Source organism: Amycolatopsis sp. NPDC026612 (assembly GCF_040638285.1).
In the GTDB taxonomy this organism is placed as follows: Bacteria; Actinomycetota; Actinomycetes; order Mycobacteriales; family Pseudonocardiaceae; genus Amycolatopsis.
Genome location: NZ_JBEZYB010000056.1, coordinates 1 through 12,697, shown reverse-complemented (window position 1 = coordinate 12,697; position 12,697 = coordinate 1). Strand labels below are relative to the sequence as shown.

The window sequence follows — 12,697 nt, the reverse complement described above, 5'->3', positions numbered from 1 at the left end:
CGCCGGACCCGTCTCAGGACAGGTCGAGCTCCCGATCGAGCAGTGCGAAGATTTCGTCGTCCGACGCGGCGTCGAGCGGCGCGTCCCCGGGCCCGGGGTCACGCTCGTCCTCCGCGCCGTCCAGCCGGAACAGCAGGTCCCGCAGCCGGACCTTGACCCGGCCGTGCAACGGCGGCCCCCCTGGCTCGCCGAACAGCGCCTGCTCCAGCCGGTCGAGACCGGCGAGCACGTCGGAGTCCGCCGCCGCGGGGTGGAGCGCCTCCAGCAGGTGCCCGGCCAGCGCGGCCGGGGTCGGGTAGTCGAAGACCAGGGTGGTGCGCAGCTTCAGCCCGGTCGCCTCGGCGAGCCGGTTGCGCAGCGCGACCGCGGTCAGCGACTCGAAGCCGAGTTCGGTGAACGTGCTGTCGCCGTCGATCCCGGCCGCGGTGGCCCGGCCGAGGGTCTGCGCGGTGTGCTCGCGGACGAGGTCCAGCAGCAGTTCGGCCCGGGCGGGCGCGGGGAGCGCGGCCAGCTTCGCGGCGAACCCGCCGTCCGGCTCGGGCCGGGCAGCCGGCTCCGCGTGCGGCGCCCGGACGTACTCCTCGGGCAGCGCACCCAGCACGACGTTCTCGGCGGAGAACACCGGCCGTCCCACGAGGTCGGTGGCCGAAACCGACACCGAATCCGGGCCGGTCGCCCGCAGCCGGACCCGCAGGGCCGAGGCCCCGGCCGTGTGCAGGGCCAGCCCGCTCCACGACGACGCGAGCCAGCCGCCGGACTCGGCCGCGGCGGGGAACAGCGCCACCGCCTGCAGGGCGGGGTCCAGCAGCGCGGGGTGGATGCCGTAGCCCGCGCCGCTCCCGGCGGGGGCCGGCAGCACCACCTCGGCGAACAGTTCGCCCGCGAGCGACCAGGCCCTGATCAGGCCACCGAACTCGGGACCCAGCTCGATGCCGTGCGCCCGCAGGCGGTCCCGGGCGCCTCCGGCGTCCTCGGCGACCGCACCCGGCGGCGGCCACGCCACCGGCTCGGGGTCCGCCGCCGATCCCGCCGTCTCGGCCATGATCCCGGTGGCGTGCCGCGTCCACGGCCCGCCCTGGGCGGCGCCGACCGAGTCCGGCCGGGCGAACACGCCGATCCGGCGCGCTCCGGCGTCGTCGACCGGGCCGATCCGCACCTGGAGGCACATCGCCTGGAGCGGCGGCGCTTCTTCGGCGAAGACCACCGGCAGGTGCTGGGTGAGCTCCTCGATCCGGGCGCAGCCCAGCTCGGAAGCCGCGTGCAGGATGAGTTCGACGAGCACCGACGACGGCAGCACGGTCCGGCCGAGCACGGTGTGCCCGCCGAGCCACGGGTGCTGCGCGGCCGACAGGCGGCCGGTGAACAGCCAGCCGCCGTCCTCGGCGAGTTCGAGCGCCGCACCGAGCAGCGGGTGCCCGGCGGCCAGCAGGCCGGCGGCGACGACCGTGGCGTCGGAGCCGGACTCCGGCAGCGCGACCGGTTCGGCCGCACCGGGGAAGGCCGCGGTCCAGTCCACACTGGCCCCGGACACGTAGGCGGCGGCGAGCGAGCCGAGGAAGGAGCGCGGACCGTCCTCGCGACGGCGGATCGTGCCGAGCACCACGGCCCGGCCGTCGAGCGCGTCGACCGTGTCCTGCACCGCGACCGTCAGCACCGGGTGCGGGCTGATCTCGGCGAAGACGCCGTGCCCCAGCTCGACCAGCCCGCGGGTGGCTTCGTCGAAGCGGACCGGGTTGCGCAGGTTCCGGAACCAGTAGCCGGCGTCGAGGGCGGCGGTGTCCAGCGGCCCTTCGGTCACCGTCGAGTGGAACGGGACGACGGTGGACGCCGGGCTCAGCGGGGCGAGGTCGGCCAGCAGCCGGTCGCGGATGCCGTCGATGTGCCGCGAGTGGGCGGCCAGCCCGACCGGGATGCGCCGGGCGCGGATTCCCTCGGCGGTCAGGGCGGCCAGCAGTTCCTCCACCGCGGCGGAATCGCCCGAGACGACCACCCACGTCGGCGCGTTCACCGCGCCGATGTCCAGCCCGGCCCGGCCGGCCAGCCGGCGGCGCACCTCGGCCACCGGCAACGGCACCGAGATCATGTCGCCGCGACCGGACAGCGTCGCCTGGGCACTGCTCCACAACGCGGCAACGCGCATGCCGTCCTCATGGGACAGTGCGCCGGTCGCGCAGGCGGCGGCCACCTCGCCGAGGCTGTGCCCGACGACGGCGGCCGGCTCGACGCCGTGCGCGCGCCACAGCGCGGCCAGCGCCACCATCACCGCGAACAGCACCGGCTGGACGACGTCGGCGCCGTCCTCGAGGGTGGGCGCGCCGGGAAGTCCACGAAGGACATCCACAATGGACCAATCGGCGAAGCGGGCGAGCGCGGCGTCGCAGCGGGCGAGCTCCGCGGCGAACACCGGCGACCACTCCAGCAGGTCCAGCGCCATGCCCGGCCACTGCGAACCCTGGCCGGGGAAGACGAACACGACGCGTTCGGCACGCCGGGCACTCCCGCGGACGACGCCGGGCGGGTGCTGCCCGGCGGCCAGGGTCTCCAGCCCGCGCCGTCCGTCGGCGCGGCCGCCGGCCAGCAGCACGGCCCGGTGCGCCCGGCCGGTGTCGTCGGCGGCCACCGAGCGCGCGAACGACTCGAACGGGGTGTCCGGGTGGTCGGCGAGGTACCGCGCGAGGCGGTGGGCCTTCGACCGCAGCCCCGCTTTGCTGTCCGCGGAGACGATCAGCGGCACGACGTCGTGACCGTGTCCGGTGTGCTCGTGCTCGCTGGTCAGGGTCGGGGTCGCCACTCGTTACCTCCCGGGGTGGGCGTCCGGCTCAAGGGAGACGCACGGAGAACGGGTTCCGGAACACGTCGCCCGGGTCCCACCGCGCCTTGACAGCCTGCAGCCGCGGGTAGTTGTGCTGGTGGTAGAGCTCGTGCCAGGCCAGCCCGGAGCCGTTCCACCGCTCGTCCTGCACGTCGAAGTCCGGGTTGTTCACGTAGGACCCGTTGGTGCGCTCGTCCGGCACCGGCACGCCGCCGGTGCCGGCGTAGACGTCGGCGTAGCACTCGCGCAGCCACGCCAGGTGGGGTTCGGGCTGCTCGGAGGCGTCCCAGTGGGCGGAGTAGACGAGCTTGAGGACGGAGTCGCGCTGGGCGATCGCGGTAGCGGTCGGCGAGAGGGAGTTCATCCGCCCGCCGCAGCCGACGAACATCACGCCGGCGCGGTGGTTGCCGTAGTCCTCGCGCAGCAGGTGCCGGTAGAGCTTCGCGGCCTGCTCGTCGGTGCAGCGGCGCCGCAGGTCCGCGGCCTTGATCTTGAAGCTGAGCGTGTGGTCGCCGCTGTCGGCGATCCCGCCCCACGACGTCGCGTGCAGCCACGGCAGCTCTTGGCGGCTGCTCAGCGCCGGGGCGACGCCGAGGTCGCGGCGGATCGCGGTGACGTAGTCGTCGAGCAGGCCGGTCGCGTTCGGCGCGGCGCTGTCGATCTGTGTCGACATGGCGACGAACTGCGACGCGCGCGTCCCGCACCACAGCCCGCTGTAGAGGTCCTCGTACGGCGAGCCGGGGTCGCTGTTGCGCTCGTACCACGCGCCGTGGTTGCGCAGCAGGCGCGTGAACGCGGCTTCGTCGAGCGTGTCCCACACCCAGACGTCCTGCTGCACCAGCAGCCGGGCGGGCGGGGCGGGCAGGAGCACACCGGGCGCGCCAGTGGCGCCGGGGATCCGGAGCCAATAGCGCGTCACGACGCCGAAACTGCCGCCGCCACCGCCGGTGTGCGCCCACCACAGGTCGTGGTTCTCGTCGCTCGCGTCCCGGGTCGCGACCACCGCCCGCGCGGTGCCGTCCGCGTCGACCACGACCACCTCCACCGCGTACAGGTGGTCGGAGACGTAGCCGAACTTCCGCGACAGCGGGCCGTACCCGCCGCCCGCGATGTGCCCGCCCAGGCCGACGCTCGGGCAGGACCCGGCCGGGATGGTGACGCCCCAGCGTTTGTAGAGCGTCCGGTAGGCCTGGCCCACGGTCGCGCCCGGCTCGACGACGAAGGCGTCGCGGGCCGGGTCGAAGTCGATCCGGTGCATTTCGGACAGGTCGATGACCACCTGGACGTCCGGCGACCCGACCATCGCCTCGACGCAGTGCCCGCCGCTGCGGACGGCGATCCGCCTGCCCTCGCGCACCGCGGTGCCGACCGCCTGCACGACCTCTTCGGTGGTGGACGGCACGCAGACGTAGTCGGGCTTGCCGACCCAGCGCTGGTTGACCCCGCGCACGAGATCGGCGTACCGGGCGTCGTCCGGCAGAACGGTCACCGCACCCATCAAGCGCCCTCATTCTTCGCTTTGGTCGTCCACGGTTGTGCCGACACCGGAAATGGGCATCCCACACCGGCACCGTGGCCGAACACTACGGCGGCGCTGTCGTCCACTCCAACCCCTAACCCCCCGGAACCACTGCTCGACCTGGCCTTGCTTAGGGGCGCGCTAGGGGTTACCGGCCCGATCGGCCACTGCTAGCTTCAGACTGCGGAAATCTTTATTCTGCTGCCGAAAGACAGGCGGAAAATCGTGGGCGAACTCCATTCATGGCACCCGATCGACGAAAACGCGGACGACAAGGAAGTAATCATCACGGTTGATTTCACGGTTACCGGGCGACCGGAGGCGGGGTTCGCCGAGCTCGCGAAGCACCTCGAGACGCCCTACGGCATCTGGGAGAGCCTGCCGCCCGCCGTCGGCGACGAGACCGGCATGACCGGCGACGACTACCTCGACCGGTGGACCGCGGAGCTGCGGGCGAGCGGCGCCGAGGTCAAGGCGGTGTTCGGCTACTGCGCGTCCAGTGTGTTCGCGCTGGCCATCGCCGACCGGGTCGCGACCTGGCAGGCGAAGCCGCGGGTGGTCCTGTTCGACCCGACCGCCGCCACCGGGTTCACCGTGCTGCACTACGGCTTCTTCCGCGTGGTGGACGCCTTGGCCACGGTGCTCACCGAGGACGAGGTGCGGGAGGCGCACGCGGCCGGCGAGGTCGCCCAGCGCACCCACGACGACCTGGAGACGCTCACCAAGGAGTTCGTGCGCCTCTACCGCGACGTCGGCGGCACCGCGTTCGAGCGGGTCGGGCTGGAAGCCGACCGCGCCGACGAACTGGTCGCGTGGTTCAGCAGCTACCTGACCTACCTCGTGGCCGCCTCCCAGCTCACCGTCCCCGGCGACCTCGACGGCGTCGACGTGATCCGCTCCGCCGAACTGCCCGGCGCACTGGAGATCGGCGCGCGCGAGGTCCGGTTCGACATCGACCACTCCGGCCTGCTCAGCCGGCCGGAGGTCGCGCAGGCCGTCCGCGGCCTGCTCCCCTGACCGTCCCCTCCGCCCGAATCCAGCAGGAGAGCTGATGCCGACGTCACCGACCGGTCTGGGCACCGGCACCGAAAGCCGAGCCGAAGCCGCACTCGCCGGGCACCCCGGGGTCGCCCGGGCCCGCGTCACCCGCGAACCCCGGACCGGGCGGCTCGTCGCCCAGGTGGTGCCCCGGGACCCGGTCGCCGAAGACGGCGACGACCGCAGGCGCGTCGACGAGTGGCACCTGATCTACGAATGGGTCTACGGCGAGCTGCCCGAATCCGGCGGGCTCGGCGAGAACTTCGTGGGCTGGCACAGCACCTACACGGGGCTGCCGATCGAACTCGCGCAGATGCGGGAGTGGCGGGACGCGACCGTCGAACGGATCCGGACGCTGCGGCCCCGCCGGGTGCTGGAGATCGGCGTCGGCACCGGCCTGCTGATGGCCAAGCTCGCGCCGTCGTGCGAGGAATATGTGGCGACGGACTTCTCCGCGACCGTGATCGAGACGCTCACCGGGCAGGTCGCCGCCGATCCCGCGCTGGCCCACGTGACGCTGCACGACCGCGAGGCCGCCGACTTCTCCGGGCTGCCGGAAAACCACTTCGACACCGTGGTGATCAACTCCGTCGTGCAGTACTTCCCCGACATCGGCTACCTGGCGGACGTGCTGCGCCAGGCCGCCGCGCTGGTCGTGCCCGGCGGCGCGGTGTTCGTCGGCGACGTGCGGAACCTGCGGCTGCTGCGGGCTTTCCGGGCCGCGGTGCTGGCCGGCGAGGTGGCCGCGGCCCCGGAAACGGCCCGGGATCTCGTCGAGAACAGCGTGCTCGAGGAGAAGGAACTGCTCGTCGACCCGGACTTCTTCCCGGCGCTGGCCGCGTCGCTGCCCGGGATCGCGGCGGCGGACGTCCGGCTGAAGCGGGCGCGCCACCACAACGAGCTGAGCCGCCACCGCTACGACGCCGTGCTGCGCAAGGAACCCGCGGAGACCGTCGAGCCCGAGCACACCCTGGCCTGGGACCCGGCCGCGCTGGAAACCCTGCTGAGCGACGTCCGGCCGCCGTCCGCGCGGATCACCGGCGTGCCGAACGGCCGGGTCGCGCGGGAACTGGCCGCGCTGGCGAAGCTCGACACCGGCACCACCCCCGCCGCGGTGACCGCGCCGGATCCGGAAGACCTGCACGAGATCGGACGGCGGCGCGGCTACCAGGCCGCCGTGACGTGGTCGGCCGGCGGCCCCGGCCTGGTCGACGTCGTCTACACCCGCGACGGCGAGCCGGCGACCGTGCCCGCCGCGGCCGCCACGCCCGGGTTGCCGTTCACCGCCTACGCGAACGCGCCATCGCGCGCGGCGAAGACGAGCACGTTCGTCGCCGAGCTGCGCGCGTACCTCGCCGCGCGGCTGCCCGCCGAGGCGGTCCCGCACGCCTTCGCCACCGTCGAAGACCTTCCCGAAGGGACCGGACATGCCGACTGCTGAGGGGGCGTCGCGGATCCCGGCGACCCGCAAGGAAGAAGGCCTCTGGCTGCTCGAGCGGCTGGTGCCCGGGGAAGGCGTCAACAACGTGCCGGGAGTGGCGCTGCGGGTGGCGGGCCGGCTGGACCGGACCGTCCTGCAGGAGGCCGTCGCGCGGCTGGTGCGCCGTCACGACGCGCTGCGGACGGTCTTCCACGCCGAGGACACCCGGCTCACCAAGTCGGTGCGTCCGTCCTTCCCGGTTCGTTTGGAGGGTGCGGACTGCCGCGATGTCGAGGCGGGGTTGCGGGAACTGATCACCCGGCCGTTCACCTTGGACGGAACGCCGCTGCTGCGCGTCGGCCTCTTCCACGGCCCGGACCACGACTCGGTCGGCGTGGCCGTGCACCACCTGATCTTCGACGGCACGTCGATGTCGATCTTCCTGGAAGAGCTCGCCGCCGCCTACGACGCGGTGCTCGTCGGGGAGCTCCCCGACGCCGGCCCGCCCGTCCCGCTCTGGCCGGAGTCCGAGCCGAAGCCGGCGAGCCTCGCCTTCTGGCGCGAGCACCTGCGGGACTTCGACGCGGGCGGGCCCGGCCTGTGGTGCGGCGGCCAGGAGAGCGCGCAGCCGACCCTGCGCGGCGAGCAGCTCGTCCGGCCGTTCTCCGCCGCGGCCAAGGACGTGGTCACCGCGCTGCAGAAGGAGCTGAAGGCACCCGACGTCGTCGTGCTCCTGGCCGCCTACTACCTGCTGCTGCACGCCCACGGCGCCGGCGACGACCTCGCCGTCGGCTTCCCGGTGAACGTCCGCAGCCAGCAGGCGCAGCGCGCGATCGGCTACCACGTCAACATCGTCCCGCTGCGCGTGCGGATCGACCCGGCCGAGACGTTCCGCGTCTTCAGCCGCCGGGTGCGGGACCTGTTCTTCGAGGCGATCGCGCACGCGGACGTGCCGATGGACGTCCTGCTGCCGGAGGTCGAGCGCGCCGGTTCGTCCTGGCGCACCACCCTGTTCCGGCACGTGTTCAACTACCTGCCCTTCGGCGGGCAGGCGGCCACGAGCCTCGGCGGCGCGTCCGCCGAAGTCGTCGAAATCGACCCCGGGCACAGCAAGTTCGACCTCGAGTTCGTCATCCTGCCTTCGGCGCAGGAGAGCCGCGTCAAGGCGGTCTACGGCGCCGAAGTGCTCGATCGCGGCGAGGTCGAGCTGCTGCTGGAGCGCTACGACGCCCTGCTCGTCGCGGCGGCGAGCGCGCCGGACCGGCCACTGGGCGAACTGGACGGCTGGGGCGCCACCGACCACGCGGTCCTCGGCACGCCGGGTGCGCCGGCCGGGACGGACACCGTCCTCACCGCGATCGCCCGGCACGTCTCGGAGAAACCCGGCGCGCCCGCGATCGTGACCGGCGGAAGCACCACCGCCTACCGGGATCTCTGGCGCGCCGCGGCGGCGGTCACGACCCTGCTGGCCGACGCCGGAATCGCGCCGGGTGATGGTGTCGCCGTGGCCGCCCCTCGCGGCCCGGACCTCGCGGCCGCGATCCTCGGCAGCTGGCTGGCCGGCGCCACCGTCACCACGGACACCGCCGACGCGAAACTGGTGCTGGGCCCCGAGGAAATCTCCTACGCCGTCACGGTGGCCGTCGACCCGGACGCCTCGGCGGTGTCCCCGGACGGCCCCGCGCTGCCCGGCGTGACCCACCGGGAACTCGCCGACTCCGTCCGGCCGGTCGCGGAGCTGGTGGCCGGCCGGCCGGTGCTGTGGCTGTCCGCCACCGTCCCGGAACTGCTGCTGGCCCTGACCACCGGTGCCCCGCTGGTCGTCGCGCCGGACGCGGCCCGCACCGACGGCCACCTGCTCGCCGGGCTGCTCGCCCGCCACGACGTCGGCGTCGTGCACGCCACCCCGGCCGTCTGGGCCCGGGTGGCCGAGCACCTCGGCGAAGCCACCGGCGGCCGCACCGCGCTGATCGGCGCCGAACCCGCGCCCGGCCCGCTCGTCCGCACCCTGCGCGCGCTCGAGGCCGACGTCCACACCGTGTTCCCCGCCGGCGGCCGCTGGGCGCTCGCCGACGGGGTGCCCGTCCCGGGCCTCGACGCCGACGTCGTCGCCCCGGACGGACGGCGGCTGCCGCTGGGCGTGCGGGGTGAGCTCCGGCTCGGCGGGACCGCCACCGGCGTGCTCGCGCACTGGCGCGCCGACGGGTCCCTGCACGTCCACGGCCCCCGGGACCGCCAGCTGACGCGCGGCGGCACCCGCGTCGACCTGGCCACCGTGGAGGACGCGCTGACCGCGCACACCGACGTCGTCGCGGCCGCGGTGACCGTGTCACCCGGCACGGACGAGCTGGTCGCCGTGGTGCACGCGCCGGACAAGCCGCAGCTCGCCGCCGAACTCGCCCGGCACGCCGAGACGGTGCTGCCGCCGCGGGCGCGGCCGTCCCGGTACCTGCGGGTCGACGCGCTGCCCGAGACGGCCGCGCACGCGGTGGACCGGGCGGCGGTCGCCGACCTCGTCGCCGCGGCCGGGCCGACGGCGGAGCCCCCCGCCGAAGCCGCTCCGGACGCCACGACCAGCGCGGTCATCGCCATGTTCGGTCACCTGCTCAAGCGGACCGACGTCACCGCGGACACGAACTTCTTCGCCGGCGGCGGTCATTCGCTGCTGGCCGCCCAGCTCGTCCAGCGGATCCAGAAGCAGACCGGCGTCCGGCTGAAGCTGTCCGCCGCCTTCTCCCACCCGACGCCGGCCGCGCTGGCGGAGCTGATCACCGAACGCGGGAGCACCCGATGACCACGTCCTTCACCCCGGCGCCAGTGCCCTTCGGGCGGGCCGAAACCATGCACGGCCTGTTCGAGTGGTGTGCCGGGCGATGGCCGGACCGGACCGCGTTGCACCACCGCGGGCGGGACACCACCTACCGGGAGCTGGCGGAGACCGCCGACGCCTACGCGGCCGAGCTGCAGGCCCGCGGCGTCGACCGCGGCTCGATCGTGCCGGTGCTGCTGCCGCGCTCCCCCGGACTGTTCGCGACGCTGCTCGCGGTGCTCAAGTGCGGTGCCGCTTACGCCGCGCTCGACCTGCGGTGGCCCGAGGACCGGCTCGGCGAGCTGATCGAGCACCTCGGCGGGCCGCTGGTCGCCGCGGAGCGGGGTGCCCGGTGGCCGTCGGTGTGGTCGCCGCCGGACCGGCCGATCCCCGGCGCCCGCCCGGCCACGGTCGACGTCGGCGCCGACGACGCCTGCGCGGTGTTCTTCACCTCCGGGACCACCGGCACGCCGAAGGGCGTGGTCACCGCGCACCGCGGCAACGTGCGGCTGTTCGACGACTGGCTGTTCACGCCCCTGGATTCCGGCGCGGTGATGCCGCAGGCGCTCGCGGCGACGTGGGACGCCTTCGGCCTCGACTCGTGGGGCGTGCTGTTCAACGGCGGGACCCTGGTGCTGCTGGAGGACACCCTCGAGCTGGCGACGAAACTGCGTGACCTGGTCGCGATCCACGGCGTCACCACGATCTTCCCGCCCACCGCGGTCTTCCACAGCATGGTCGACAGCGACCTCGGCGCCTTCGCCGGTCTGCGCGCGGTGGGTACCGGCGGCGAGCGGCTCTCGGCGCGGCACGCCGCCCGGTTCCTCGAGGCCCACCCGGACATCCCGCTGTACAACATGTACGGCCCGGTCGAGTCCAGCGTCGCGGCCACGTGCCACCGCGTGCGGCCCGGAGACGGCCCTGAGGTGCCGCTCGGCGTCCCGCTGCCCCACACCCAGGCGTACGTCCTCGACGGCGATCGGCTGTGCGAAGCCGGCGAAAGCGGCGAGATCTGCCTGGGCGGCAAGGGACTGGCGCTCGGGTACTTCAAGGACGACGAACTGACCGCGCGGAAGTTTGTCACGCTCTCCCTGCCGTCCGGGCCCGAACGCGTCTACCGCACCGGCGACCTCGGGCGCCGGACCGCCGACGGCCTGCTGCACTTCGAGGGCCGCGCGGACCGCCAGGTCAAGATCCGCGGCCACCGCATCGAGCTCGACGACGTCGAGCAGAACGCCGCTCGCGTGCCGGGTGTCGGCGCGTGCGCGGTGGTGCCGGTGACCGGCGCCGACGGCGCGTACGAGGATCTTTGCCTGTTCTACACCGGAGCACCCGGCGAGGACGAGCTGCGGGCCCGGCTGGCCGAGCGGCTGCCCGGCTACCTGGTGCCCGCCCGCGTGCAGCGGCTGGAGCGGCTGCCCGTGCTGGAGGACCGGAAACTGGACCGCCGCGCGCTGACCGAGCTGGCCGCGCGCCTGCGCACCACGGGCGCCCCGGCGGCCGACTCGACGCTGTCGGAGACCGAAGCGGCCGTGGCGCGGATCCTGCGCGAGATCATCGGCGTGCCGTCGATCGCCGCCGACGTCTCGTTCTTCCGGCAGGGCGGCAACTCGCTGTCCGCCGCCCAGCTGTGCTCGCGGGTCAGCCGCGACCTCGGCGTCAAGCTGCGCATCTCCCAGGTGTTCGAGGCGCCGACCGTGCGCGGGGTGGCCGGGCTGATCACCGCCGGGGCGGAATCATGACGGTCCAGCCTGCCGAGGACATGACCACGCAGATGCGGGTGCTGTGGACCCTCGGCGAACTCGGCGACCCCCTGGCCCTGCTGCTGCGCGGCCCGGAGGATCCCTACCCGCTCTACGAACGGATCCGCGCGAAAGGCCCGCTGCACCGCAGCGAACTCGGGGCGTGGACGACGGTCGACCACGCGACGGCCACGAAGGTGCTGCGGGACCGCCGGTTCGGGGTGCTCAAGTCCGACGGCACCCCGATCAGCCCGGTGATCACGACGTTCGACAACTCGATGCTCGGGGCCGACGGCGCCGACCACGCGCGGCTGCGGAAGCTGGCCACGCCGTTCCTGAGCCCCAAGGCGATCGCCGGGTTCCGGGACCGGCTGACCGCGATCTGCCACGAGCTGCTCGACCGGGTCGACACGAGCCGGGAGTTCGACCTGATGACGTCGTTCGCCGACCTCATCCCGGTCACCGTGGTCGCCGCCATCTTCGACATCCCCGAGCCGTTCCTGAGCCGGTACCTCGAGCACGGCCCGAAGTTCGGCACGGTCTTCGACGAGATCACCTCGGCCGAGCACCTCGCGGGCGTCCAGCGGTCGCTGGACGAGCTCGACGCGCTGTTCACCGAGCTGATGGAGCTGCGCCGGGCCCACCCCGGCGACGACGCGGTCAGCAAGCTGCTCACCGCCCGCGCCGAGGACCGGCTGACCACGCACGAGCTGGTGTCGCTGTGCCAGCTGCTCACGCTGGCGGGCGCGGAGTCGACGGTGAACCTCATCGGCGTCGGCGTGCAGACCATGCTCGAGCGGCGCGGACAGTGGGAGAAGCTGGTGGCGGACCCGGACCTGGCGCCGGGCGCGGCGCAGGAGTCGCTGCGGTTCGAGGCGCCGGTCCAGCAGTCCAGCCGGGTGTCCACAGTGGACGTGGAGGTCGACGGCACGCTGATCCCCGCCGACACGGCCGTGGTGGTGCTGACGGCGGGCTGCAACCGCGACCCTTCGGTCTGGTCCGATCCCGGCCACTTCGACATCACCCGTCCGACGACCCCGGACAACCTGTCCTTTTCGGGCGGCTCGCACTACTGCCTGGGCGCCCCGCTGGCCCGCCTCGAGGCGGACGTGGCGTTCCGCGTCCTGGCCACCCGGCTCCCCGGCCTCCACCAGACGGGCCCGGCCGACCGCCGTCGCTCGGCGATCATCCGAGGCCTCCGCCACCTACCGGTGACGAACGGCTGACGACCCACGCGAAACGGCCGGCGCCCCCACCCGGGGCGCCGGCCGTTCGCTCGTTTCAGGCCACACGCGTGACTGAGCCCGGAACTCGCGTGATTGAAGCCGGAACTCGCGAGTTACGGCCCTGATCACGC

The 12,697-nt window shown here is 73.9% G+C and carries 7 protein-coding genes; 5 read left to right on the top strand and 2 right to left on the bottom strand.

What is annotated here, in order from left to right; genetic code table 11:
- Positions 1–13: 13 nt before the first annotated feature.
- Together AB0F15_RS33535 and AB0F15_RS33530 are read right to left on the bottom strand one after the other, a co-directional pair.
- A complete protein-coding gene (locus AB0F15_RS33535) occupies positions 14–2,791 on the bottom strand; it encodes an acyltransferase domain-containing protein (RefSeq protein ID WP_360279268.1) in 2,778 nt (925 codons plus the stop codon).
- 28 nt (positions 2,792–2,819) lie between these two features.
- Positions 2,820–4,301, bottom strand: coding sequence for an FAD-binding protein (locus AB0F15_RS33530; RefSeq protein WP_360279265.1), 1,482 nt, complete (start codon positions 4,299–4,301; stop codon positions 2,820–2,822).
- A gap of 255 nt (positions 4,302–4,556) precedes the next feature.
- Between AB0F15_RS33530 and AB0F15_RS33525 the strand changes: the two genes are divergently transcribed.
- From AB0F15_RS33525 to AB0F15_RS33505, 5 genes are read left to right on the top strand one after another with little or no spacing between them, the layout of a single operon-like run.
- Positions 4,557–5,348 carry a hypothetical protein gene (locus AB0F15_RS33525; protein ID WP_360279263.1) on the top strand — a complete coding sequence of 264 codons (792 nt, stop codon included), beginning with the start codon at positions 4,557–4,559 and terminating at the stop codon, positions 5,346–5,348.
- A gap of 34 nt (positions 5,349–5,382) precedes the next feature.
- Entirely contained in the window at positions 5,383–6,810 is a 1,428-nt protein-coding gene (locus tag AB0F15_RS33520; RefSeq protein WP_360279260.1) for a class I SAM-dependent methyltransferase, read from the top strand.
- On the top strand, positions 6,797–9,583 hold the full coding sequence (locus AB0F15_RS33515; RefSeq protein WP_360279257.1) for a condensation domain-containing protein: 2,787 nt from the start codon (positions 6,797–6,799) through the stop codon (positions 9,581–9,583). The genes AB0F15_RS33520 and AB0F15_RS33515 overlap by 14 nt, the downstream gene beginning before the upstream one ends.
- Complete coding sequence (locus AB0F15_RS33510; protein WP_360279254.1) at positions 9,580–11,340, top strand: non-ribosomal peptide synthetase; 1,761 nt, start codon at positions 9,580–9,582, stop codon at positions 11,338–11,340. The genes AB0F15_RS33515 and AB0F15_RS33510 overlap by 4 nt, the downstream gene beginning before the upstream one ends.
- Positions 11,337–12,566, top strand: a complete 1,230-nt coding sequence (locus tag AB0F15_RS33505; protein WP_360279251.1) for a cytochrome P450 — start codon at positions 11,337–11,339, stop codon at positions 12,564–12,566. The genes AB0F15_RS33510 and AB0F15_RS33505 overlap by 4 nt, the downstream gene beginning before the upstream one ends.
- The last annotated feature ends 131 nt before the right edge of the window (positions 12,567–12,697 follow it).